This window comes from Jeotgalicoccus halotolerans (genome assembly GCF_003387165.1).
Taxonomy (GTDB): domain Bacteria; phylum Bacillota; class Bacilli; order Staphylococcales; family Salinicoccaceae; genus Jeotgalicoccus; species Jeotgalicoccus halotolerans.
Map to the genome: position 1 here is coordinate 544,917 of NZ_QUMW01000009.1, position 26,443 is coordinate 571,359.

22 protein-coding genes and 1 other RNA gene are annotated in these 26,443 nt (G+C 43.2%); 7 read left to right on the forward strand and 16 right to left on the reverse strand.

The features are described from left to right. Positions 1–16: 16 nt before the first annotated feature. Entirely contained in the window at positions 17–1,024 is a 1,008-nt protein-coding gene (locus DFR63_RS04005; RefSeq protein WP_115884444.1) for an LLM class flavin-dependent oxidoreductase, read from the forward strand. A 194-nt stretch (positions 1,025–1,218) separates the two neighbouring features. On the opposite strand, the gene DFR63_RS04010 is transcribed toward DFR63_RS04005, so the two are convergent. The 4 genes from DFR63_RS04010 to DFR63_RS04025 are packed head-to-tail and all read right to left on the reverse strand — an operon-like array spanning position 1,219 to position 4,868. Next, on the reverse strand, positions 1,219–1,656 hold the full coding sequence (locus tag DFR63_RS04010) for a DUF2188 domain-containing protein (protein WP_115884445.1): 438 nt from the start codon (positions 1,654–1,656) through the stop codon (positions 1,219–1,221). Positions 1,657–1,715: 59 nt separating this feature from the next. After that, entirely contained in the window at positions 1,716–2,594 is an 879-nt protein-coding gene (gene thrB, locus DFR63_RS04015; protein WP_115884446.1) for a homoserine kinase, read from the reverse strand. A gap of 1 nt (position 2,595) precedes the next feature. Beyond that, positions 2,596–3,657 (reverse strand): threonine synthase, encoded by a 1,062-nt coding sequence (gene thrC / locus DFR63_RS04020; protein WP_115884447.1) that lies wholly within the window; start codon positions 3,655–3,657, stop codon positions 2,596–2,598. Positions 3,658–3,659: 2 nt separating this feature from the next. Continuing rightward, positions 3,660–4,868 (reverse strand): homoserine dehydrogenase, encoded by a 1,209-nt coding sequence (locus tag DFR63_RS04025; RefSeq protein ID WP_115884448.1) that lies wholly within the window; start codon positions 4,866–4,868, stop codon positions 3,660–3,662. A 146-nt stretch (positions 4,869–5,014) separates the two neighbouring features. Here DFR63_RS04025 and DFR63_RS04030 point away from each other — a divergent pair, with 146 nt between their 5' ends. After that, positions 5,015–6,367, forward strand: a complete 1,353-nt coding sequence (locus tag DFR63_RS04030; RefSeq protein ID WP_115884449.1) for an aspartate kinase — start codon at positions 5,015–5,017, stop codon at positions 6,365–6,367. A 74-nt stretch (positions 6,368–6,441) separates the two neighbouring features. Further along, entirely contained in the window at positions 6,442–8,127 is a 1,686-nt protein-coding gene (locus DFR63_RS04035; protein WP_115884450.1) for an ABC1 kinase family protein, read from the forward strand. Between the two features lie 68 nt (positions 8,128–8,195). On the opposite strand, the gene DFR63_RS04040 is transcribed toward DFR63_RS04035, so the two are convergent. Then, entirely contained in the window at positions 8,196–8,612 is a 417-nt protein-coding gene (locus DFR63_RS04040; RefSeq protein ID WP_115884451.1) for an RrF2 family transcriptional regulator, read from the reverse strand. Positions 8,613–8,695: 83 nt separating this feature from the next. On the opposite strand from DFR63_RS04040, the gene DFR63_RS04045 reads away from it, so the two are divergent. Then, positions 8,696–9,994 (forward strand): replication-associated recombination protein A, encoded by a 1,299-nt coding sequence (locus DFR63_RS04045; RefSeq protein ID WP_115884452.1) that lies wholly within the window; start codon positions 8,696–8,698, stop codon positions 9,992–9,994. A gap of 221 nt (positions 9,995–10,215) precedes the next feature. On the opposite strand, the gene ssrS is transcribed toward DFR63_RS04045, so the two are convergent. Further along, a non-coding RNA gene (gene ssrS / locus DFR63_RS04050) (6S RNA) lies at positions 10,216–10,410 on the reverse strand. A 59-nt stretch (positions 10,411–10,469) separates the two neighbouring features. Beyond that, complete coding sequence (locus tag DFR63_RS04055) at positions 10,470–11,165, reverse strand: Crp/Fnr family transcriptional regulator (RefSeq protein ID WP_115884453.1); 696 nt, start codon at positions 11,163–11,165, stop codon at positions 10,470–10,472. A gap of 118 nt (positions 11,166–11,283) precedes the next feature. Between DFR63_RS04055 and DFR63_RS04060 the strand changes: the two genes are divergently transcribed. The 3 genes from DFR63_RS04060 to DFR63_RS04070 are packed head-to-tail and all read left to right on the forward strand — an operon-like array spanning position 11,284 to position 13,614. After that, positions 11,284–11,445, forward strand: a complete 162-nt coding sequence (locus DFR63_RS04060) for a cytochrome c oxidase subunit 2A (RefSeq protein WP_115884454.1) — start codon at positions 11,284–11,286, stop codon at positions 11,443–11,445. Between the two features lie 8 nt (positions 11,446–11,453). Further along, positions 11,454–11,945 carry a cytochrome c oxidase subunit II gene (locus DFR63_RS04065; protein WP_115884455.1) on the forward strand — a complete coding sequence of 164 codons (492 nt, stop codon included), beginning with the start codon at positions 11,454–11,456 and terminating at the stop codon, positions 11,943–11,945. Further along, entirely contained in the window at positions 11,938–13,614 is a 1,677-nt protein-coding gene (locus DFR63_RS04070; protein ID WP_115884456.1) for a b(o/a)3-type cytochrome-c oxidase subunit 1, read from the forward strand. The genes DFR63_RS04065 and DFR63_RS04070 overlap by 8 nt, the downstream gene beginning before the upstream one ends. Before the next feature lie 20 nt (positions 13,615–13,634). Here DFR63_RS04070 and DFR63_RS04075 read toward each other — a convergent pair whose 3' ends face one another. The 9 genes from DFR63_RS04075 to secDF all read right to left on the reverse strand — a co-directional run bounded on the left by DFR63_RS04075 (position 13,635) and on the right by secDF (position 26,354). After that, complete coding sequence (locus DFR63_RS04075; RefSeq protein ID WP_115884457.1) at positions 13,635–14,369, reverse strand: YwaF family protein; 735 nt, start codon at positions 14,367–14,369, stop codon at positions 13,635–13,637. 63 nt (positions 14,370–14,432) lie between these two features. After that, positions 14,433–16,196, reverse strand: coding sequence for an aspartate--tRNA ligase (gene aspS, locus DFR63_RS04080; RefSeq protein ID WP_115884458.1), 1,764 nt, complete (start codon positions 16,194–16,196; stop codon positions 14,433–14,435). Beyond that, positions 16,197–17,459, reverse strand: coding sequence for a histidine--tRNA ligase (gene hisS / locus DFR63_RS04085; RefSeq protein ID WP_115884459.1), 1,263 nt, complete (start codon positions 17,457–17,459; stop codon positions 16,197–16,199). Between the two features lie 304 nt (positions 17,460–17,763). Further along, positions 17,764–18,501, reverse strand: a complete 738-nt coding sequence (locus DFR63_RS04090; protein ID WP_115884460.1) for an N-acetylmuramoyl-L-alanine amidase family protein — start codon at positions 18,499–18,501, stop codon at positions 17,764–17,766. Beyond that, complete coding sequence (gene dtd, locus DFR63_RS04095) at positions 18,501–18,953, reverse strand: D-aminoacyl-tRNA deacylase (protein WP_115884461.1); 453 nt, start codon at positions 18,951–18,953, stop codon at positions 18,501–18,503. The genes DFR63_RS04090 and dtd overlap by 1 nt, the downstream gene beginning before the upstream one ends. Positions 18,954–18,963: 10 nt before the next feature. Beyond that, a complete protein-coding gene (locus DFR63_RS04100; protein WP_115884462.1) occupies positions 18,964–21,138 on the reverse strand; it encodes a RelA/SpoT family protein in 2,175 nt (724 codons plus the stop codon). A gap of 105 nt (positions 21,139–21,243) precedes the next feature. Further along, positions 21,244–21,762, reverse strand: coding sequence for an adenine phosphoribosyltransferase (locus DFR63_RS04105; RefSeq protein WP_115884463.1), 519 nt, complete (start codon positions 21,760–21,762; stop codon positions 21,244–21,246). Between the two features lie 13 nt (positions 21,763–21,775). Then, positions 21,776–24,016 carry a single-stranded-DNA-specific exonuclease RecJ gene (gene recJ, locus DFR63_RS04110; protein ID WP_115884464.1) on the reverse strand — a complete coding sequence of 747 codons (2,241 nt, stop codon included), beginning with the start codon at positions 24,014–24,016 and terminating at the stop codon, positions 21,776–21,778. A gap of 58 nt (positions 24,017–24,074) precedes the next feature. Further along, on the reverse strand, positions 24,075–26,354 hold the full coding sequence (gene secDF, locus DFR63_RS04115; protein WP_115884465.1) for a protein translocase subunit SecDF: 2,280 nt from the start codon (positions 26,352–26,354) through the stop codon (positions 24,075–24,077). Positions 26,355–26,443: the final 89 nt, after the last annotated feature.

Below are 26,443 nucleotides of genomic sequence, written 5' to 3' on the forward strand. Positions count from 1 at the left end.
ACCTGGAGGTTTCAAGATGACTAAAAAAATTAATATTTCAGTACTGAATTTAGTACCCGTTCGTGAAGGCTCAAATGCAACCGGTGCATTTGAAGATATGATCACCCTCGCCAAGCACGTGGACGGTTCAAGTTATCAGCGCTACTGGATATCGGAGCATCATAATATGGTATCCATCGCTTCCAGTGCAACGCGCCAGCTGATTCAGCACATACTTCAGAATACGGAACATCTGCGTGTCGGCAGCGGCGGAGTAATGCTGCCAAACCATTCACCGTATATTGTCGCTGAAGAATTCGGGACACTATATGCAATTTTCGGCGACCGTCTGGATCTCGGACTCGGACGTGCACCGGGTACTGATATGCTGACGGCAAATGCTATCCGCCGCAATAATCACGATGGTGTATTTTCATTTAAAGATGAAATTGAAGAGCTGCAGAGATATTTATCGAATTCCGGCACTTCCCTCGTTGCTTATCCGGGAAATAATACGCATATTCCAATCTATGTACTCGGCTCGTCAACGGACTCAGCATATATCGCAGCAAGTCTTGGACTGCCTTATGCCTTTGCAGCACACTTTGCGCCGGCACAGATGAAAGAAGCATTTTCAATTTATGAAAATAACTTTAAACCGAGCAAGCAGCTGTCAAAACCTTATAAAATGGTCTCAAACAATGTGATTTTAGCTGATACAAAAGCGCAGGCAGAATATTTAGCAACGACACACTATATGAATGTTCTCAGTTTATTCAGAAGTTCGCGCATGCTGCTGCAGCCGCCTGTAGATTCTATGGATGGCATCTGGTCACCGCGTGAAGAACACGCAATTAATACCCAGTTCCCGCTGCAGTTCTTCGGAACTAAAGAAGACGCATTTCAGCAGCTGAAAGACTTCCAGCAGGAATTCGATATCGATGAAATTATCGCGGCGGCTTATATTTACGATATGGATGCTTTACTGAAATCTTATGATTTGTTTGAAGAAGCGGTGAAAGAATATAACGCAGAAATAGAATAAAGATTGTATTTACCAGCAGAATTGCCTATTGAGGGTATTCTGCTTTTTGTATTTTGGGAGGTGTATGCGGAAGTATGAGAATAGTTTTAAGTACATCGCGGATTCACCGTAGTACTCGGACCTCCTCCACCCTTCCAAGGCCGCACCAAGGCCGAAAAAAAGGGGCTGATTATCAGCCCCTCATCAAATTAATCCTATTCTTTTTTTCCATCTTTTGTATACTTCACGACTTTCGAACCTTTGTTATCTGCGATTTCTTCTGCGCGCTCAACTGCTTCATTTTTATATTTGTAAGTGCCAGCCGCACGTTTCGCTTTAACAGATTTAACCGTCCATTCTTCAGTGTTGTCATCGTATTTCACGATAACATTTTCATCAAGCAGATCGGGATTCGCGCTGTCGGTCTCGTGTGAATCATTTTTCGACGGATTACCTTCTTTTTCAAATTCTTTCAGTTCTTTTTCAGATGCATTTTTATACCATTCTTTACCTTCGGATGTTGCAATCGGCACCGCGCGTTCTTCGCTGTAGCCGCTGTCTAAGAGCGCATTCGCTATATCGATAATTTTCTTTCGTTCAAGTTTATCGAAGTTCTTCAGTGAATCGGGATAATCCTGCATACTCCAAGCCATGATATCAGTCCTTTTCCATAGAAATTTAACTAATATCACTTTTCCCTGTTAAACAGTTCTTAAACTCCCGCTTTAGTATACACACTCACAATCTCGTGGTGCACATCCTGTACTTCCTGCAGCTTTGTGAGCACTGCTTCAAGCACGTCTTCCTCCGCCAGCGTCAGCACTGTCGGGCCTGCACCGCTGATAACAGTTGCAAGTGCACCCGCCTCAAGCGCTGCAGTTTTAATATCATTAAATTCTTTTATCAGCGGCTGACGGTAGGGTTCGTGGAAACTGTCTTTCATCATCAGCTCCCCCATCAATCTGTAATCTTTATTATGCAAAGCAAGAATCATTACATTGGCAAGCGCGTTCTGTGCGACCGCTTCGCTTCTTGTGTAGGCATTCGGCAGGACGTCACGCGCCTCTTCAGTATTTATTTCATACTCAGGTACACTCACAATCAAACCGATATTATCCAGATTTAAATGATAGTAAAAAAGTTCTCCCTGCTGATAAAAACCAACGAATGCTCCGCCCGTTATGCACGGTCCGACATTATCCGGGTGCCCTTCTATTTCACAGCCGAGCAGTACTTTATCATAGTCGGTTAAATTAAGTTCCAGAAAATAATCAGCAAGTTCAATTCCTGCGACAATAGCACTCGATGACGAGCCGAGTCCGTGGGACAGCGGAATTTCACTTTGCATTTCAATATGCAGGGCCGGCAGTTCTTTATTGTATTTTTCTGCAATGGAGCGCGCTGTTGTGAATACTAAATTCGTTTCATCTGACGGCAGTACATACAGTGCAAAGTCTTTAAACGACACTTTGAAGGAATCCGCAAGTGTCGCTTCTATATATAAAAACTTGTTAATTGCAACGCCGATTGAGTCAAATCCCAGGCCGAGATTGGCACTGGAAGCTGGTATTTTTAACGATAAATCAGCCATCTTACTGCTCTAAGCTTTCAATGTACTCGACTATTTTTCCTTCATCGAGCGGCAGTTTTTTCGGCTGGTCGAGTGCGACTTCCATCGCCGTGTCAGGGTCTTTCAGACCGTTTCCTGTTAAGACAGTTACGACTGTGGAACCTTTTTGTATGCTGCCGTTTTCAACCGATTTAAGCACACCTGCAAGTGATGCAGCAGACCCCGGTTCACAGAAGACACCTTCAGTTGACGCGACGCGTTTATAAGCAGACAGTATTTCTTCATCAGTTACGGAATCAATTTTACCGCCGGACTCATCCCGGGCAGCCGCTGCCTTATCCCAGCTGGCAGGATTTCCGATACGGATGGCAGTACCGACCGTTTCCGGATTTTCAATCACTTTATTTTTAACGATGGCCGCTGCGCCTTCGGCTTCGAAGCCGTACATTTTCGGCAGCGACGTCCCTTTTTTCTCGTTATATTCTTTAAAACCTTTCCAGTAGGCTGCGATATTTGCTGCATTGCCGACAGGAATACATAAGTAATCCGGCGCTTTGCCTAAGGCATCAATCACTTCAAAGGATGCTGTTTTCTGGCATTCGATGCGGTAAGGATTCAATGAATTTACGAGCTCAATGCCGTCGTTGTCTTCGGATATCTTACGTACAATTTTCAGTGCATCATCAAAGTTCCCTTCAATTGTCACTGTTTTAGCGCCGGACATCATAGCCTGTGTTACTTTGCCTACTGCCACTTTCCCTTCAGGCAGCACAACGATTGAATTTAAACCGGCGCGAGCAGCGTAGGCAGAAGCCGCAGCGGAAGTATTTCCTGTAGACGCACAAATTACCGTATGCGCTCCTTCTTCCTTCGCTTTTGCAACAGCCAGCACCATGCCGCGGTCTTTAAATGACCCTGTCGGATTTAAGCCTTCAAACTTGGCATGCAGTTCTATGCCGAGTTCTTCAGACAGTTTCTCTAACTTGATTAATGGAGTGTTACCTTCATACAAAGTCAATTCGGGTGTGTTTTCATTTACTGGTAAATATTCTTTATATTCTTTTAAGACACCTTGCCAAGTCATAATTATTCAGCTCCATTTATTTTATACACTGCAGCGGGTGCCAATGTATTTTGAATTTTTTGCAGTGCATCTGCGCTTATTTTTAAGGTTTTTAAAGCAGATTCTTTTGTACTTATAACTTCAAACTGAATATCCTGTGATGATAAATATGATTCCGCTTCAGACAGCGATCCGTTAAATCTTAAATAATAAGCACTGTCCGGCAGCTCTGTTGCCGGTTCGCCTTTTTCTTCAGGTATATTTTTCGCTTTCGCTGTAATTACCGCACTGTTAATCATATCGCTGACTACAGCTGATGCAGTCTCATAACTGCCTGCACCCGGGCCGTAAAACATCGCTTCGCCGATCATATTGCCATTGACGAATACTGCATTTTTCTCATAGTGCACATTCGCCAGCTGATGCTTTGTATCGACAAAAATCGGTTCAACCGAAAGATTGTATTTATCTTCGAGATCTTCTGCTACACCGAGCAGTTTTAATGTTAATCCTGCACTTTCAGCCAATTTTATATCTTTAATATCCACGTTCGTAATACCATTTAAATTCACCTGGTCGAGCGTGAACTTTTTATTAAAAGCGAGCCTTGCGAGCAGCAGTGTTTTACGTGCTGCATCAATTCCTTCGACGTCCGCTGTCGGATCTGCTTCGGCGTAGCCGATTGCCTGTGCGTCTTTTAAGGCATCGTTATAGTCCCAGCCGTCAAATGTCATTTTCGATAAAATATAATTTGTCGTGCCGTTTAATATACCCATAACTTTTGAAATCCTGTTGGCATTTAAACTGTGCTGCAGAGTATGAATAATCGGAATACCGCCGGCGACAGCCGCCTCGTAATATAAGGCTGCAGAGTTCTCTGATGCCGTTTCCTCCAGTTCATCGATATGCACAGCGAGCATATCCTTGTTCGCCGTCACTACCGGAATACCGCGCTTTAAAAATTTATTGATAATATCTTTCGTACTGTCAATTCCGCCCATTACTTCGACAGCAAGATCGATATCTGCATTTTCAATTTCAGTAATATCATCGGTCACCCGAATACCTGACACATCAGCCGTTCTCGTTTTCACCATGTCTGAAACCAGAATATGGGTAATTGTAAAGCGCACCCCTGACGATGAATGTATCAAATCTTCGTTTTCTCGCAATAAATTAACGACACCGCTGCCAACGGTGCCCATGCCGAGTAAAGCAATCTTCTTATCCATAGTGACCTCCAATATTAAATAGTATGAATACTCATATTAGAGTGCTTCTGAAAAAAATTCAAGGTATTATTCTGAAAACTCTACACTTTTCTAAACTTTTCATGTATTATAAGACCCTAAAACTAATATAAAAAAAGGTGTTAAATATGAAAGTAGCTAAATTTGGTGGAAGTTCCCTATCTAATGCAACACAAATCAAGAAAGTCGCATCCATTGTACAGAATGATAAAGATATTAAAACGATTGTGGTCAGTGCGCCCGGAAAACGCTGCGATGACGATGTTAAAGTTACCGATATGCTGATTGCACTCTGCACAAACAAAATTGCAGGTCTAGATACTGAAGAGGCTTTGACTGAAATTCTGATGCGCTACAAATCAATTGTCGAGGAATTATCTATCGATTCATCTCTGCTCGATAATTTCGAAAGTATTTTAAGAGATTATTTGAATACGATTGAAGACAACGATTACTTGCTCGATGCCTTAAAGTCACGCGGAGAGGATTTTAATGCCCAGCTGATCAGTGCCTATTTTAATTCGCTCGGGATCAGTGCCAAATACGTTTCTCCTGAAGAAGCCGGCATTAGAGTTACAAACACGCCTGCCAATGCCCGTCTTCTTCCTTCATCGTACAATGAAATTAACAAGTTAAAAGATTATCCTGAAGATGTCCTCGTTATTCCGGGCTTTTACGGAATTGCAGACAACGGCAATATCGTAACATTTGCACGCGGAGGTTCAGATATAACCGGAGCAATTATTGCACGCGGCATTCGAGCGGATATTTATGAAAATTACACAGATGCATCACACATCTACGCAGCCCACCCGGGTATTATCGAAGAGCCTTACAAAATCGAAGAAATTACCTACCGCGAAATGCGTGAACTGGCTTATGCCGGTTTCGGCATTTTTCATGATGAGGCGCTCGAACCGCTGTATCAGGAAAAAATCCCTGTGATGATCAGAAATACTAATGAGCCGCATATTGAAGGCACTAAAATTGTGCCGGAACGTAAACTTAATCCAGACATTCCAGTTATCGGCTTCAGCTGTGACGAAGGATTCACTTCTATTTCACTGCACAAATACTTACTGAATAAAGAGATCGGTTTTACACGCCGTATTTTGCAAATACTTGAAGACTATCAGATTTCTTATGAACATATGCCATCCGGTATCGATGATATTTCTATTATTATGCGCTCAAACCAGTTCGAAAATAATAATTCACTGGATAAAATCATCGAGGAAATCGACCTCCAGCTTGAACCTGAATGGATTGAAGTCGAAGAAGATTTAAGTCTGCTCTTTATCGTCGGACTCGGTATGGCCCGTCAAGTCGGTATCGTCAGCCGCGTCACCGCTGCTCTTGCTGAAGAAAAAGTGAATATCCGGATGATGAATCAGGGGTCTACAGAGTACAGTATGATGTTCGCAATTCAAACGAATGATCACGAACCGTCAATCAGAGCATTATTCAAAGAGTTTTTCTGAGGGATTATCCTTTAACTAAAATACGCGCACATCTATAATGGACATAGTATTTAAATTTTAGGAGTGACCGGCTTATGAGTCTTCAGACACGAGTAAATTATATTAACCGCTACCGGGAAATTGCTATGCAGTTTTCCAAAAGCGGGCTTGGCTTTCTCATAGAAGAAATCGGTCTCGACCGTGTGATCTCGCTGCCTAAGCGTATTTTGCTGCGCCAGCAGAACGATGAAGTTCTCGAAAAGACTTATGCGGAAAGAATCCGTATTTTTATCGAAGAGATGGGAACGACGTTTATTAAACTTGGCCAGATTGCCTCAACGAGAGGGGATCTGCTTCCGCCTGACCTGATCAAGGAACTCGAGAAACTCCAAAGTCACGTGGCGCCGTTCCCGGCAGCTGAAGCCCGGAAATTAATTGAAGAATCATTAGAGGCACCGATTGATGAACTCTTTATGATTTTTGATGATACGCCTGTCGGCTCTGCTTCAATCGGCCAGGTTCACCGGGCCATGCTGCATACCGGTGAAGATGTCGCCGTTAAGGTTCAGCGCGCAAATATAGAAAAGACAGTCCGTACCGATCTTGAAATCCTCCGTCATCTTGCCGTGCTCGCGGAGTCCAATCTTGAATGGGCGAGAAACTACCAGGTTACGGATATGATTGAAGAATTCTCCGATGCACTGATTAATGAGCTCGATTATACGATTGAAGCGCGCAATGTCGAACGCATCGGCAAGACTCACAAAAATGACAATAAAATAAAGATCCCTGAAATCTACTGGGAATATTCGACAAAAAATGTCATGGTAATGGACTTTATTAAAGGCATTCCCGTGAATCATTTTGACGAACTGGATAAGCTGAATATCGACAGAAGCGATCTTGCCGAGACACTCGCGAGAGCGATTTTCCAGCAGATTTTTGAAGAAGGATACTTCCATGGCGACCCTCATCCCGGTAACGTGAGCGTCCTCAGAGACGGCACGCTTGTCTTTTTGGATTTCGGTATGATCGGCCGGCTGACCAGCGACCTGAAAATTAATTTCGGTTCCCTGCTCATTTCTCTGATGCGGAAAGATTCAGACGGCGTCGTTAAAGCAATTGTTAAAATGGGTGTCGTGCCGAGCGATGTATCCATGCGGGATTTAAACCGCGAAGCTGAAATTATGCGCGATAAGTATTACGATGTACCGCTCTCAAAACTTAATTTCAGCGATGCAGTAAATGATCTGTTCGGTATTGCCAATAAGTATAAAATCAAACTGCCGCAGGACTTCACTATCCTTGCGAAAACGCTTTTGACACTAGAAAGTATCGTCAGTCAGCTGGATCCTGATTTCAGCATTATGGATGTCGCGGAACCATTCGGCAAAGCTTTGCTTCTCGAACGTTACAATCCGAAAAATCTGCTGAATTTCCAAATAGATGAAATTCAGCAGCTCGGCAGTGAATTAAGAGAAGTCACAGAAAATGTACATCAGTTCTCGAAGGGTCTGAAGAATCAGAACCTGCCGATTGAAATAGATGTTAAGGGCCGTTCACAGTTTTCGAAACATCTCGACAGAGTGATTAACCGTCTGTCGTTCAGTATCGTCCTGCTCGCCTTCAGTATTGTCATGGTCGGCTTAATCGTCGGTTCTGCGATACTTGGTGAAGGCAGTATTATATTCAGAATTCCGATTATAGAAATCGCTGCGATATTTGCGATGGGCATGTTTATCTGGCTGCTCTGGTCAATTGTTAAATCCGGGCGGTTTTAAAAACAATGCACCTGAATCAATCAGATTCAGGTGCATTGTTTATTTTTTAATTCAGTAAGGAATTAAAGTTAAATATAAAACATATAGCCGTCAAATTCATCGGTATCATTGTCAACGATATCGTGCAATGTTGTGTGGTCCAGTACATCATTTACCGCATCTCTGATACGTTTCCATAAGAAACTTTCATTTTTAGTTTCGTGGCTGTCGGCATCGACAATCATAATATTTTCTTCAACAGCGCTGAATACCTGCCCGACTGTGATTTCATCAGGAGCATAGTTCAGCTCATAGCCGCCGTAGGCACCTCTTGTACTTTTAACGAGACCATCTTTTTTTAAATTCGCAACAATCTGCTCTAAATACAAATCGCTGATATCGCGTTCTGTAGCGACAGATTTTACACTGCGCTTTTTAACGCCGTAGTCTTTCGCAAGCGTCAGCATAAAATATAAACCATATCTTCCGCGAGTGGATATTTTCATTCTTACACCTCAATAATTTTAGTTCATCTAGTTTTTATATTATAATTAAATATAACATATCTTTTAAAATAAGGTGAAATACTATGAATAAACAACCATTAAGCTACCGCATGAGACCGGCATCAATCGACGAAGTGCTCGGTCAGGAGCATCTCGTTGCTAAAGGCGGTATTATCAGGCGCATGGTCGATGCCAAAAGACTTTCTTCAATGATACTGTACGGTCCTCCGGGCATCGGCAAGACCAGTATCGTCAGTGCCATCGCAGGTTCTACTAAATACAAGTTCCGTACCTTGAATGCCGTGACGGATACGAAGAAAGATATGCAGATTGTCGCAGAAGAAGGTAAAATGAGCGGCAGTGTCATCCTCCTCCTGGATGAAATCCACCGCCTCGACAAGGCGAAGCAGGACTTCCTCCTTCCCCACCTTGAAAAAGGAACGATTATTTTAATCGGGGCAACGACATCCAATCCATATCACGCGATTAACCCCGCCATCCGCTCGAGAACCCAGATTTTTGAACTGGAACCGCTTAGTACTGAAGATATTAAAACTGGCTTGCATCGCGCTTTAGAAGATAAAGACCGCGGGCTCGGCGAATACAATATCGAAATCGCCGACGACGCTGTTGAACACTTTGTTACATCGGCACACGGCGATGTCCGAAGCGCTTTAAATGCTCTGGAACTCGCAGCCTTAAGCACTGATGCGGATGAAGACGGCGTCATTAAAATTACTCTGAAGGATGCTCTCGACTGCATGCAGAAATCCGCCTTTCTGCACGATAAGGACGGCGATATGCATTACGACGTGATGAGCGGACTGCAGAAGTCCATCCGCGGCAGCGACGTTGACGCTTCCCTTCACTACTTAGCACGTTTGATTGAAGCAGGAGATCTCGTTACAATTGCGCGCCGGCTGCTCGTCATCAGCTATGAAGATGTCTCGCTTGCGAATCCGAACATCGCTTCGCGTACACTCGATGCCATTATAAGCGCAGAACGATTAGGATTCCCGGAAGCGCGAATCCCTTTATCTCAGGCAGTCATAGAACTCGCTCTGTCGCCGAAGTCAAATACAGCAATATCGAGTATAGACAGCGCCTTATCCGACGTACGTAAAGGCCGCGGCGGTGCCGTACCGAGACATCTGCGCGACGGCCACTACAAAGGCGCGAAAGAACTCGGAAATGCTGTCGGCTACAAATACCCGCACAATTATCCAAATCACGTCGTCGCCCAGCAGTACCTGCCTGACACGCTGGTTAATCAGCGCTACTATAAAGATGACGGCATCAGCAAATACGAAGCGTCGCTCAACGAGACCTATCATAATTTGAAGAAAATGAACAAAGACACCGATTACGGCAGGAAAAAATAGCTTGAATCAGCCACCCCACTTGCAATGTGCGGGTGGCTTTTTGCTGTCTTGTGGTGCTTTTATATAAACAGTCTGTGGGAGACTCGGAAAAAAGGGGTTCTTTGACCGAGTAAATGATTTAGTCAGTCAAAGAACGGCATTCTCTCAGATTCGGTGGCGCGCAGGACTTCCCAAGTCTAAAAAAGACAAAAAATAGCCACCAAGTAAACTTGGTGACTACCGAAATACCCAACGTAAGCCGTGTGTTATAGTTGATTATTTTGGCCTGCTATTTGCAGGTGGGTGCCCTGTTTCCAACTCCAAACGTCCTACTTAGTACATAGGCTTGTTTTTTGAAGGAAAACCAATTAGGCTCCCGATAAAAAAAGTGTTAGGTCAAAATATAAGTCAACACATCACGAACTCTTCAGGAATTTCTATTAATATAATAATACCACATATTTTTGAGATGTAAACCAAAAAGCTTGAAAGCGCTTTAAAATATTTGGCAGACGTCTATATGACAATTTTCACAGTTAATCATATGCCGCAGTTTATCGATGTCGTGAATTGTAATAATTTTGTTTTCCACAGATATAATCCCCTGTTTTTTCAAGTCACCGAGAAGACGGTTAACAACTTCTCTCGATGTGCCGGACATGATACCGAGTTCCTGATTGGTTACTTTCACCGTAATCCTTATGCCGCCCGGCACAGTTTCGCCAAACGAATTCGACAGCCTGATTAAATTCGAACACAGCGCGCCGAGTTTACCGTACATCACATTATCACGAATTTTCGTTACCGCGCGCTGCCTGTCTATTTCCATCCAGCGCATCCACTCCATCTTCACATCTTCATTGTCCATAATGATTTTTTCAAACTCTTTTTGAGACAGCCGGAAAAGTGCAACATCTGTCTTTGCTCTGGCTGATGTATTATGTGCCTTCGGCCCGCAAAATAAGGTCACCGCACCAAATATTCCTTTTTCACTCAGCAGGTTTGTCGCAAGCTCCGCCCCTTCTTCCTGCATTCTGCTGATAAAAACCTGTCCTTTTTGAATCAAATAAATGTAAGCGGTCGGATCGCCCGGATGATATATGAACTCACTTTTTTTAAAGGTGATCCTGCTCCCGCTTTCTTCGATCAGACTGATGAGATGTTCCGGATAAAAAATGGCTTGATCAATCATTTTCCGCCTCCCTCATTTTATTAAATATTATCACAAAGTGTGATATTTATCACTTTTTTATAAACAAATATATTCTACAATTTATGTATATAAAAATGAGAGAAAAGAAGGTGAAATCATGTCTGAAGAAAAGGATAAAATTAAAAAAGAAGAAAAACACAATGAAGATAATCATCATAAGCTTGATTTGCGCGGCACTTTTATGATGGTAATGGCGATTGGCGGATTGATGCTTTTAAGCTGGTTCGGCGCATTTATATTATTTATGGAAAGGATGTAAGCTATTAAATGCATAAATACGAAAAAATATGGATTTCACTTGGAACAGCTTCACTTGCAGTATTTTTAATTATTTTAGGTATTTCAGCTGTTCACGGCGGACACACGCCTGCTGCGAGCGGCATCGAAACGATTAATCCCGAACATGTCCGGGAAGATGCCCGCTTCAGTGAACCGGGGCTTAAGGAGGCCACAGACGGCGATCACGATTATGATTTATATTTTCTTGCCAGCGCTTTTATGTACGAACCGGGAGAAGTTGAAATCCCTGCAGGTTCTACTGTAAAAATTCACGTGACGAGTCCAGATGTCGTTCACGGTTTCCAGGTCGTCGGAACGAACGTTAATATGATCGCTGAACCGGGGCTCATTTCTACATATGAAATGACCTTTGATGAGCCCGGTGAACATCTCATTGTCTGCAATGAGTATTGCGGTGTCGGTCATACCGATATGACATCGACACTGAAAGTTGTAAATGGAGGTATTGCTAATGAGTAACTATACCGGCTCAGAGATTTTTTCAAGTAAAACAAAAGTAGATAAAAAAGACAGTAAACTCGTGCTCGCGAACATGATTTGGGTTTCATTTGCCCTATTAATCGGAGGGACTGCCGGACTTCTGCAGACTCTCGTCCGGTCGGGGCAGTTCGAATTGCCTTTTGGCATCGGCTATTACCAGCTCCTCACGCTGCATGGTGTAATTCTTGCTCTTGTTATGACATTTTTCTTTATAATGGGTTTCCAGATTGCAGCGCTGTCAAGAACTGCCGGCTCATTCAGCACTTCAGAACTGAGACTCGGCTGGACGGGCTTCTGGGTCATGACAGCCGGGACTTTAATGTCCGCGGCAATGATTGCTTTAAATGAAGCGAGTGTGCTGTATACATTCTATGCACCGCTTCAGGCGCATGCTGTCCACTATATCGGCCTTGCCCTCGTCATCGTCGGCACATGGATTTCAGTTGCCGGCCAGCTGATGAGATACTTCAGATGGCGAAAAGAAAATAAAGGACAGAAAACACCGCTCTTAAGTTATATGACAGCAATTAACAATGTCATGTGGATTGTTTGTACTATCGGTGTCGCTGCAACGGTGCTGTTTCAGTTTATTCCGTGGTCACTCGGCTGGGTTGAAACGATTAACATTTCGCTGAGCCGTACGCTTTTCTGGTATTTTGGTCATCCGCTCGTTTACTTCTGGCTCCTGCCTGCTTATATGGTCTGGTATGCTGTGATACCGAAAGTGCTCGGAACGAAAGGTTTCTCTGATAACCTGGCACGTTTAGCTTTCGTACTGTTTTTATTCTTCAGTATTCCAGTCGGTATTCACCACCAGCTTGTGGACCCCGGCATCGATGCATTCTGGAAAGGTCTGCAGGTTGTTCTGACCTTTATGGTTATCGTGCCGTCACTAATGACAGCCTTCAGCATGTTTGCCGTCTTTGAAACCTACGGACGCAAACAGGGCGCCCGCGGCCTGCTCGACTGGTTTAAAAAGCTGCCGTGGACCGACGCACGTTTTGTACTGGTTTTTATCGGCATGCTGTTTTTCATTCCGGGCGGACTTGGCGGTATTATTAATGCTTCCGGTCAAATGAATCAGCTGGTGCATAACACAATATGGATTGTCGGACACTTCCATATTACTGTCGGCGCTCCTGTTATTCTGACTTACTTTGCTGCCATGCTGTTCCTGCTGCCTCACATAACAGGCAGAAAAATTGATAAAATCGCCAATAGACTCGGGCTGTTCCTTGCTTATACATGGGCACTCGGCATGGGTATTATGTCTCTTGCCATGCACTGGGCAGGCCTTCGCGGCGCACCGAGACGTTCTGCATTTTCAGAATACGGCGGAGCTGACATTGCTTCTGAATGGATAACTTACCAGGTGATGCAGGCCGTAGGCGGCTCCTTCCTGTTTATCGCTATCATTATTGCAATACTGCTGTTCTTAAAACTGACTACCGGGCCAAAAGTAAACGATCCGGAGGAATTTCCTGTCGCAATGTTCATGGACCAGGAGGAGCCGGTTGTTAAATGGGTGGAAAACTGGAGATTGCTTATCATTATTACAATTTTCCTGATTCTGATTGCTTATACAGTTCCTGTTACGCAAATGTTTACTGAAAACATACCGGGAGCCAAAGGTTTTAAACTCTGGTAAATATAAGAAAAAACACTGGACTACACCAGTGTTTTTTCTTTTTTATTTTTAGGTTTTTCTGTCTTATGTTTAATATAATTAATTACCAGATGAATAAGTAAGGCAACGATAACAAAACCGATTCCAATGCCGAACATATTCAAAAAAAAGTAAACAGGCTCGCTTAAGTCGTGCAGAAACGGCCGTTCTTCAGTATAAAAATAATTGCTGCCGATTGCATTATTCAACAGCTGCATGCTGGTTAAATAAACTACAAATAAAACCGTCGACTGAAGTGCACCTTTTAATAAAGGCACAAATCCCTTCGTAAAATACCTGATAAGCGGATAGACGATTATCAAGCTGTGCAGCATGAAAAATGACAGACCCAGCATATGAAGTGCCGGTGAAATACCGACGGGGTATATGAAAGAGGCATATGCAAACAAGCCAAAATAGAAAATTATCTGATCCAGCCACTTCTGTTCAGCAAAATATTGAAAAATGATTAAATAGCACACTACTCTGCAGATGTGAAGAGGCAGTGAATCTGTTACTGTAAACTCATCAGCTAAAATATAATAGCTGCCGCTGATGATTCGCTGAACAATAGCAAAAATCAGTATACCGAGCATTGCCGTTTTGGGATTTCCTTTAATCTGATAACGAAACTTAAACAGCATAAACAAAATAACAAAGATGCCGGCCAGATAAATTACATGATTAAGATCGCCGATTTGCACCAATGGTGCTTCAGGATCAAGAAATGACTGCATATGAACCTCCTTGTATATAAAAAAATAAACTGAGATTGTACAATCTCAGTTTAACCAATTCTTCTAGTCTTTTTCAACTTCTACGTCTATATGCAGTTCTTTTAACTGTTCTCTGGATACATCCGAAGGTGCATCCATCATTAAATCACTCGCATTTTGTGTTTTAGGGAACGCGATAACGTCGCGGATATTATCCGAACCCGTCAGGAGCATTACAAAACGGTCAAGACCGTATGCAATCCCGCCATGCGGCGGCGCACCGTACTGGAAGGCTTCAATCAGGAAGCCGAACTGGCTGTCGCGTTCTTCATCTGTGAAACCGAGCGCTCTGAACATTCTCTCCTGCAGCTCGGCATCGCTGATGCGGATTGAGCCGCCGCCGAGTTCATAACCATTCAAGACGATATCGTAAGCATTGGCTTTCACTTCATGAGGTGCAGTTTCAAGTTTATCAATATCTTCACGCTTCGGTGATGTGAACGGATGGTGCGCTGCAAAATAGCGGCCGAGGTCTTCATCGTATTCGAATAACGGCCAATCGGTCACCCAGATAAAGTTAAACTGATCTTTGTCGACTAAACCTAAGTCCTTGCCGAGCTTGTTGCGCAGATTGCCGAGAGCGGCATGTACAACTGAATCTTTATCTGCAACAAATAAGACGAGGTCATCAGTATTTAACGATAAAGTCTCCGTCAATTCCTGCTTCTTGCCGTCATCAAAGAACTTCGCAATCGGTCCCTGCATGCCTTCTTCATTTACTTTCATCCAGGCGAGTCCCTTAGCTCCGTAGTTTTTAACGAATGCTTCCAGCTTATCGATATCCTTACGTGAATAATCCGGCGCTGCGCCAGGCACAACGATGGCTTTCACAGAACCGCCGGCCTCAACAGCTGCTTTAAATACTTTAAAATCAGCAGTGCTGCTGAACTCGTTTAAATTCTGCAGCTCGAGATTAAAGCGCGTATCCGGCTTATCCACACCGTAGCGCGCCATTGCATCTTCATACGTAATACGCGGGAAAGGTGCTGGGATATCAAGCCCTTTTACCGTCTTCATTACATACTGAATCAGACGCTCGTTCATATCGATAATGTCTTCCTGGTCAGTAAAAGATTTTTCAATATCTATCTGTGTGAATTCCGGCTGTCTGTCAGCACGGAGGTCTTCATCGCGGAAACATTTAACAATCTGATAGTAACGCTCCATGCCGGAAAGCATTAACAGCTGCTTGTAGATTTGCGGAGACTGCGGCAGCGCGTAAAACTCTCCCGGGTGGACACGCGACGGCACTAAATAGTCGCGCGCGCCTTCCGGTGTCGATTTTGACAGCACAGGCGTTTCAATATCCATAAAGTCTTCTTCCGCTAAAAAGTCTCTGACCGCTTTATTAATTATAGACCGCGTTTTTAATATATTTTGCAGTTTCGGACGGCGCAAATCAATATAGCGGTATTTCAGACGCGTATCTTCATTGATATTATCATCGCTTACTTGGAAAGGCGGTGTTTTTGCTTTAGCCAGAATCTCAATTTCTTCTGCATAAACTTCAATTTCGCCGGATGCTATATTTTTATTTACTTGTTTTTCATCGCGATTTTTAACTGTACCTTTAATATCCACAACATACTCGGTACGGATTTTATCGGCAATCTTCAGTGCTTCCTTGGAAACGTCCGGGTTAAAGACGACCTGAATCAGACCGTTCTTATCTCTTAAGTCGATAAAAATCAGTCCGCCAAGGTCGCGGCGCTTCTGCACCCAGCCTTGCAGATGAACTGTTTCGCCTGCTGTATCAAGTGTAACTTCATTAGAATATATTCTTGTCATCTACAATTCCTCCAGTGTATTAATTATATCGTCGAACGATAATTTAATGGTTTCACCCGTCTCCATATTTTTCAAGTCGGCCTGACGGCTGTCAAGCTCATCTTCACCGAGCACAATAGTATACTGGGCGTTCTTTCTGTCAGCATCTTTCATCTGTGCTTTCAATTTACGGTTTTCATAATCCATATCCGCACTGATGTTGCGGCTGCGCAGTTTGTGGAGCAGCGTTCCTGCAGCATTCCGTGCTTTATCAGTCATAGTGCAGATATAAAGATCGATGCCTTTGGCTTTCGGAATTTCAATCCCTTCAGCTTCAAGGGCAAGCAGCAGACGTTCGATGCTGAGTGCAAAACCGATTCCGGATTTATCCGGCCCGTCCATCATCTCGAGCAGTCCGTTGTAACGTCCGCCGCCGCACAGAGTCGTAATAGCACCGAAACCTTCGGCATCGCTCATCAGCTCAAAAGCTGTGTGCGTATAGTAATCTAGACCGCGCACCAGATTATAATCCACTTCATAATTAATATTAAGTTTATCCAGTTTCGCTTTAACAGTTTCAAAGTAAGCTTTTGACTCATCGTTTAAATAATCATACATGCGCGGTGCTGTTTTAACGAGCTCGTGATCTCGGTCTACCTTACAGTCGAGAATGCGCATCGGATTCGTATTAATACGTGTCTGGCAGTCATTGCAGAATTCATCGATGCGCGGTGAAAAGTGTTCAACCAGCGCTTTATTGTATTCGTTGCGGCTCTCGATATCACCGATTGAGTTAATTACAAGCTTCAGGTTTTTAAGGCCGAAGGACTGGTAAATATTCATAAGCATACTCAAGACTTCCACATCGATCAGCGGGTCTTCAACCCCGATTGCTTCAACACCGAACTGAACGAACTGGCGGTAGCGCCCTTTCTGCTTGCGTTCATAGCGGAACATCGGTGCCAGGTAAAAAAGCTTCACCGGCTGCTCAACGTTGTGCTGCATTTTATTTTCAATATAACTGCGCACAACAGGCGCCGTTCCTTCTGGACGAAGCGTCAGACTGCGGTCGCCCTTATCTTTAAATGTATACATTTCCTTATTCACAATATCAGTAGAGCCGCCGACTGCCCGGACAAAAAGGTCTGTTGATTCAAACATCGGTGTACGGATTTCTTCATAATTATAATTCTTTGCAATCTCGTGCAGTTTTTTCTCAATATACTGCCATTTATAAGATTCTTCCGGTAATATATCCTGTGTTCCTCTCGGTACCTGTATCATTATCATCACTCCTGAATTTTTTATAAAAAATAAAATCCCTTATACCGGGAAACGGTATAAGGGACGAAATGGTCGTGGTGCCACCCTAAGTTCAGCACAAAAGTGCTCTATCAACAGATAACGGCTGTGACCGCTGTATATACAGCTTCTTTAGCAAAGTGTCGGCAAATATCATTTGGAGCATTCACTTTCAGCCTGGGTGAATTTCTCTGTGCCTCATTATAGATATTCTCTTCGCCATGAAGTAAAGGTATTAAGTTGAATTATTCTCTTTATAATAGTCAGATTTTTTATCTTTGTCAAGCTATCGCTTTAAATAACTGTCGATACCTTCCATAATAGCTGTGACCATTTCGTCCTGATAATCTTCCTGATTTAATATATAATCATCAAACTCATTACTCAGGTAACCGAGTTCAATTAAAACTCCGGGATAATCAAGCTGCCAGACGACCTGGTACTGCATGACCTGATTGCCGCGGTTAAACAGCAGCGAATGCTCGTCAAGCGCTGCATTTAAATGTTCACCGAAGGCTTCCTGGTTTGGATAAGTATAAAAGGTCGTAAAGCCTGAAATCGCAGGGTCATCAAAAGCGTCGCTGTGCAGGCTGATAAATAAATCCGCCTCGACTTTACGGTCATCGAGACTCACGGTTTCATCTGCGCCGCGGGTCATAATGACTTTTGCCCCTGCTTCTGTGAGGGATTGCTCAAGCATAGAGGCAATTGAGTAGACAATTGTGTCTTCATTTTCGCCATATTTACTCGGTGCACCGGGATCTTCGCCGCCGTGTCCGGGATCGAGGGCAACTGTCGTGCCGCTGAAATCGTAGCTCACTTCATCATCGGCTTCTGAAAAGTCCATCGTAATTAATTCTTCCGGTTCATGTATAACATTTTTATATACATAAACCGACAGCAGGACAATACCGAGCGCAATAATGATAAAAAAGAGCGGTTTAATATACAGATGCTTTTTATATTTCAGGAAATAGCCGATTGCATCAGCCGATTTTTTGAAGATTGCTTTAATTGAATCCATCAGATGATTTTACCATCCCGGGCTTCGTAAATAATAGTGATTGGTCCATCGTTAATCAGCCTTACGTCCATATGTTCCCCGAAAAACCCTTCTTTTACAACAAGGTCGTGTTCGCGCAGCGCTTCATTGAAGACCTTGTAAAGTGTTCTTGCATCTTCACCGGAAGCTGCTTCTGTGAAACTTGGACGATTGCCTTTCAGGGTGGAGGCATACAGAGTGAACTGGGACACACTTAAAATTTCGCCGCCGACTTCTTTAATCGATAAATTAATCTTGCCTTCCTGATCTTCAAAAATACGGGCATTCGCAATCTTTCTTGCAAGGACGCGTGCATCTTCCTCTGTAGATGTTTTACTGACGCCCACCAGTAAGCAGTAGCCGTCGTTAATCTCATTATACATTTCGTTGTTGGCAACCAGCGCGTGGGAAACTTTCTGTAAAATGATTTTCATCTCTTATACCTCACTTAAATACGCGTTCAACGCTGTATATATCTTTTAGTTGTTTAATTCTGTCGACTGCACGATACAATTCGTGCTTATTCGGAACCATAATAGATAAACTCACTCTCGCCTGTTTTGTTTCATCAGCTAAGCCATTCACACGTGTAATCGGGACTTTCAGGCTGGAAATTAAGTTTAAAATTTCATTTACAAGACCGTTGCGGTCGTAGCCTGTAATTTCGAGATCCACCTGATATCTCTTATCTACATTTTTATTGCCGACCCATTCGACATCGATCAGACGCTCGGTTTCATGGATAATATTCGGACAGGTAACGACGTGGACTTTGACGCCGTGTCCTTTCGTTATATAACCGATAATATCGTCCCCTGGAATCGGATTGCAGCATTTAGACAGGTTAATCAGCATATTATCCATGCCTTCGACATATACGCCGGATTCAGTTGTTATTTCTTTATAATGATGTGTGCGGTCGATTTCTTCAATCTGATTCGATTTTTGTTCAGCTTCTTTAATTTTCTCAAGCAGACGGTTTGTCACCTGGTTTGCTGTAACTCCGCCGAAACCGATCATCGCAAACAGATCATCTTCATCGTGCAGATTATAGCGTTCGAGCACACCTGACACATTATCATCCTGAATTACATCATCCGGATTATAACCGCGCGCTTTTATTTCAAGCTCAACAGCTTGCCGGCCTTTTTCAATGTTTACTTTGCGGTCCTGCTTCTTGAAGAAAGACCGGATTTTATTGCGGGCACTGGATGTTTTGACCATTTTCAGCCAGTCGATGCTCGGTCCGTATGACTGCTTGCTCGTTCTGATTTCGAGAATATCGCCGGTTTCAAGCTCATGGTCAATTGGTACGATTTTACCATTCACTTTGGCACCGACCATCTTATTCCCTACTTCGGAGTGAACCTGGTAGGCAAAATCAATCGGAATCGCTCCCTGAGGGAGTTCAATAACATCGCCATCCGGTGTAAAGACATATACCTTGTCGCTGAGAAGGTCTGTTTTCAGCGCCGCCATAAATTCTTCTGCATCGGGATTATCGGTTTCATTGCCGACGATATCTTTAAACCAGTCAAGCCTTGCATCAAGTGATGCTTTGTTCGCATCGACACCTTCTTTATAGGCCCAGTGCGCGGCTACACCATGTTCTGCAATCTCATGCATTTCATGGGTGCGGATTTGAATCTCCAGCGGATCGCCGTTTGGTCCGACTACAGTCGTGTGAAGCGATTGGTACATATTCGGCTTCGGCATGGCGATATAATCTTTAAATCTGCCAGGCATCGGGCGCCAGATTGTATGAATAATTCCGAGCGCCGCATAACAATCCCGCACATCGTTGACCAGTACGCGAATGGCAAGCAGATCAAATATCTGTTCGAACTGCTTCGACTGCTTCTGCATTTTCTTATAAATACTGTAGATATGTTTCGGGCGGCCGGATAAATTATGCTCTATCGAACTCGAGTCAAGTTCCGAATCTATTTTTTTGATTGCTTCATCAATAACATTTTCCCGTTCACTGCGTTTCTTTTTCATCAGGCTGACAATACGGAAATACTGTCCCGGTTCTATGTATCTGAGTGCTGTGTCCTCAAGTTCCCACTTAATGCTTGAAATACCGAGGCGGTGGGCCAGCGGCGCATATATTTCAAGCGTCTCCCGCGAAATACGCACCTGTTTTTCTTCAGGCATTGCTTTCAGTGTCCGCATGTTATGGAGGCGGTCGGCAAGTTTTACTAATATTACGCGGATATCTTTCGCTATAGCGATAAACAGTTTGCGGTGATTTTCAGCCTGCTGCTCCTGATGGGAGCGGTATTTTACTTTTTCAAGTTTAGTCACACCGTCTACAATAATTGCCACTTCTTCATTAAACATACTGATTAAATCATCATATGTATACTGAGTATCTTCAACGACATCATGCAGAAATCCTGCGACAATAGTCGGTGCATCGAGTTTCAGCTCTGCTAAAATTCCTGCAACCTGTACAGGGTGTGCGATATACGGCAGACCATTTTTACGGAACTGTCCCTCATGTGCTTCACGTGCCAGCTCGTATGCTTTTTTTATCATCTGCAAATCGCTGTCATCGAGATATTCACTACACATATTAAAAACATCTTGTGCTTCATACGGGTATTCCTTATTCATGGTCACGCCACCCTTCCGAAAATTTAGATATAAAATAATAATACTACAAATAAATGTCTAAAGAAACAAGACCTATAGAAAAAAGCCTGTATTTACAGGCTTTTCTTAACTTTCATAAGTGATTAATGAAATTGTATCATAACCATCGAGCAATTCCATTCCATTTAAATATTTAAGCTCGATCAGGAAAGCGATTCCGGCTACAATGCCGCCCATCTCTTCAATCAGTTTAATTGTCGCCATAATCGTACCGCCGGTAGCGAGCAGGTCATCTGTAATGAGGACACGCTGTCCCGGCTTGATAGCATCCTTATGCATCGTCAGTGCATTTGTACCATATTCGAGATCGTATTCGTATTCCAGTACCTCGCGCGGCAATTTACCTTTTTTGCGCACCGGTGCAAAACCGATACCCATACTGTAAGCAACCGGGCAGCCGATAATAAATCCGCGTGCTTCAGGTCCGACAACAATGTCAACATCCTTCGCTGCAGCGTACTCTACAATCTGATCCGTTGCATATTTATATGCGGGGCCGTTATCCATTATCGTAGTGATGTCTTTAAAACTGACACCTTCTTTCGGCCAGTTTTCAACTTCTGATACATACTGTTTTAAATCCATAATTTCCTCCAATTTACGCTGTAATTAATGTACGTAAATAATCTTTCATATTTTGGCCGGAAGACATTTTCAGTTTTGCCTCGGCTTCAATTTTAGTAGTTAAGCGTTTTAAATATTGACTGTTTTCTATATTGATCCCGCTCTGTACTTCATCCTTATATACTATACCATTTTCGAGGCGGATTCGTGACAAATCAGCTAAAATATCGGTAATAATTTTTAAATTTCTCATCGAAGTGCCTATTCTTTTTGCAAGATGTGGCGCATGGATAGATAAATCTATTGCCCCGTTCTTCGCATTCATAATAATTTCATCTGTCTGTTCAATCAGCTGTTTCGACGGCAGCCCTTCAAAAAACAGTTCATTTTTATCGTTGAAGATTACGATAATTTTAGAAGCCTGCAGCCCTTTCAGTGTTGTCTTCAGCTCCTCAAGATCATAAGGAATATCCCGCAGCACTACAGTATCCACCGCAATAGGCAGCGGGTCCCCGTACGTAAAGTAATTTTCTTTGCCGTCATTACCTTCGCTCGTGACGAACAGATCATCGCTTTTAATAAGCGAAAAATCCTGCTCGTTTTTAGCACGCATATCAATAATCTGCAAATCGTCAATACGCGCATCCATCAGGACCATCTGCAGTGTGCGCTTATGATTAAAGTCGTTAATATTCAGCCTGCCTATTAAACTGATTTTGTCGCCGCTCTGCACTTCGCTGTGAAGAAAACCGAATTTAAAGCCGATAATATCGATATCCAGCTCCTGCAGCGTAATTTTAATATGCGATAAGTCTTTGCCGACCTGACGGATACTCTTAACTGTCTGATTCGCAATCATAAATACCGGGGTATTAAAATCCTTGCCAAAAGGTTTTAATCTTCTGATGCGTTCAAAATCTTTCAGCGTTAAATTGTCACCCGTCACCTTATAATCAATATACTGAACAGGTTTTAAGTTAAGATTCAGCTCATTAAAATATCCGGTTATTGTTTTTTTAAATTCATCAAGAGAGTCTTCGTAGATCGATAAGCCGAGCGCCTGCGAATGACCGCCAAGCGTATTGAAATAATCTGGATATTTTTTCAGAACACCGAGGAGATCAATACCTTCAATTGAACGTGCCGAACCTTTATACACATCAAAATCACTGCTCATAACAATCGCAGGCTTGCCGAACCTGTCGACGAGTCTCGATGCCACAATGCCGAGTACACCCTGATGCCAGTCATCGCCCGCGACAATATTAATTTCGTTACTTTCATCGACCTGTTCGGCCGCTTCTTTATAAATCGTTTCAACCAGTGCTTTTCTCTCGGTATTCAGTTCTTCAATGCCGGAGGCAATTTCATATGCACGGTTCTCATCATCCGCCAGTAACAGTTCCACACCAATTGACGCTTCGTCCATTCTCCCTGTCGCATTTAACCTCGGTGCAATAGTAAAACCGATTGTCTCTTCGTCTATTATTCCTGTATGATTGCTCATTTTTAATAATGTTGATAAACCGAGCGGCGTCTTCTGATTCAGTTCAGCGAGTCCTCTTGTTACGAGAAATTTATTCTCATCCGTCATCGAGACGATATCTGCGACTGTGCCTATAGCGACAAGTCCGAGATATTCATCTTTAGCGAGACGAAGAGCCTGGATAACCTTGTAAGCAGCACCGACACCCGCAAGTTCCTGGAAAGGATATTTACTTTCCGGATAACCGGCATGAACGATCACTGCATCCGGAATTTCATCTGCAAAAGCGTGGTGATCTATAATCACTGTATCGATATTATTTTCACGGAGCAGTGCGATTTCCTTTGCTGCTGCGACACCGTTGTCAACCGTAATCACAAGATCTGTATTCCCGACGACTTCGAATTCAAAGAAATCGTAGTTCGGACCGTAGCCGTGTTCCATTCTGTTCGGGATAAAATAAAAAACATTTTCATTTTCAGCTCTCAGCGCGTCGTATAAAATCGCGGTGCTGGTTATCCCGTCCGCATCATAGTCGCCGTAAATTAAAATTCGGGACTCCGCGTCCAGATGTTTTTTAATCATTGCTGCCGCTTCATTAATATTTGGCATATACTGCCAGTTATACTCTGACGGCGCCAGAATATCATCCACCTGCTCCTGTGTATTATAACCCCGGTTTTCAAGCAAGGTTACTTCCAGATGATTCAATTTATATTCTTTTTTAATATCCTCGCTTAACTGTTCAGTGCGTTCCCGCACCTGCCATGTATATTTTGATGTAAACATAATTATCACCTTTTTAAAAAACGCCCAGGCGCACCCGGACGTTTTGAATTTACTATTATTATACTACCACTTTATCATCATTTTTAGCTTTCTCAGTATAGACAACAATTTCTCCGCCTGATTTTCTAAGCTGTCTGCGTTTTAAGACACCCCACAGCTGGATTGCAATGAAGAACGATGAATATACACCGCTCATCAGACCGATAAACAAGGCCAGCGAGAAGTTGAATATCGACGATGCACCGAAGAAGACTAAGAAGATAATCACGATTAAAACAGTCAGCACTGTATTGATTGAGCGTGTTGCTGTCTGTCTTAATGACCGGTTAATGACAATATTAATCTCTTCTTCGCTTCTGAACACTTTAATTTTCCGATTGTTTTCACGAATTCTGTCCATGGTCACAATCGTGTCGTTAATCGAATAACCGACAACGGTCAGTACTGCAGCGATTATAGTAATATCCACTTCGATGCGGAAGACAGAAAATACTGCAAAGATAATCAGCACGTCATGCAAGAGAGCCAGCACAGCAGGCAGCGCCATACGCCATTCGAACCGGATTGAAGCATAAATAATAATACCGACAGAAGCGATAATCAGTGCAATAATTGCATTCTGTGCAAGTTCCTGGCCGATAACCGGACTGACTGTGCTGATCATAGGTTCATTGCCGTACATTTCATTAAAGTGTGTCTGCATCTCAGTCACTTCCTGCTGCGACAGATCAGTACCGTAGCGGGCAACAATTGTATCCGGTCCCGAGACTGTCAGGTTTTCCGGAGGAATACCGAGGCTATCAAGCTCACTTTCGACTTCTTCAACTGCCGCCGTGCCGTCTGTCACAATATCTGCTCTTGTACCGCTTGTAAAGTCGATTCCAAGATTCAGCTTAAATACAAAGAGAATAATTAGTCCTGCCGCGACGAGTAAAGCACTGAAGGCAAAAAATTTATTCGCATGCTTAACGAAATTAAAACGGTCCCATGGGGTACTTAAATCTTCAATCTCTTTACCTTCAGAGATATTATGAATACTTTTCGCATTTACCCCGAACCAGCCTTTTTTGTTATAAGCATAATTCGACTGAACAATCAGGGACATAATCACCCGCGTTAAGAATACCGCCGTAACAAAGCTCATTAAAATTGAGAGCATGAGCATAGTTGCAAATCCTTTAACGCTGCTCGTACCAAAAATAAACAGGACTACAGCAGCAATTAAAGTTGTCAGGTTAGCATCAATAATGGTCCATAAAGAAGATGATGCCGCTTTTTTATATGCCTGTTTTAAACTGCGGCCGATACGCAGTTCATCTTTTATTCTTTCGTACAGAATTATATTTGCATCCACAGCCATACCGACACCTAATATCAGAGCCGCAATACCCGGCAAGGTCAGTACACCGCTGATCGCATTAAAACCGCCCAGTGTCAGGAATATATACACACTGAGTGTAATTACCGCAATAAAACCTGGTATTCTGTAGAATACCAGCATGAACAGAAATACAAGCCCAATACCAATCAGACCAGCTGTAACAGTTTCATCGAGCGCCTGCTCACCGAACTGCGCGCCGACAGAAGTAGAGTATACTTCGTCGAGTTTTACTGGCAGCGAACCTGAGTTAAGAAGCGCTGAAATATTTTGTGCACGTTCGACGCCCTCCTGGCCTTCAAAGCCGCCTGAAATCATTACATCAGTCGAATTAATCGGCTGTGACACCGTCGGTGCAGAGATAAATTTCGGATTTTCTTTTTGCACTTCCTCTAGAAATGAATCTTCACCTTCTGTGAAATCCATCCAGATTACCATCAGGTTTTCACCCGAAGGACGCTGTGAAATTTCTTCAGTCACTTCTTTAAACTTATTGCTGTCACGCAGTTCTAAAGACACCATGGCATTGTTCATCTCATCATAATCCTGAGACGCACCGCCCTGGACTAAGTCTTTGCCGGACAGCAGTACATTATCGTCGACGTCGCGAATTGTCAGTTCAGCCTGGGTGCTTAAAAGCTCCCTTGCTTCCTGCTGGTCATCGACACCGGCAAGCTGCACCCGGATTCTGTTATTATCTTCAATTTGTATATTCGGTTCCGACACACCGAGCACGTTGACTCTTGAATCAAGGGTCGAAGCTGTGCTCCGGACTGCGCTGTCATCAATCGTATCTCCTTCTTCAAGAGGTTCGACCTGATATAGAACTTCAAAACCGCCCTGGAGATCCAGGCCGAGATTGACGTTATTTAATACATCTTTAAGCGTTAAGGCGATTGTTGTAAACAGTACAACAACAATCATCAGTGCAATAATTAATTTACTGGATTTCTTTTTCACGTTGACACCTCTAGTTTTTACAGTGAGTTAATTATAACGTTAAAAATTACAAAGATAAATAAAAAAGCCGACGAATGCCGACTTAGGTT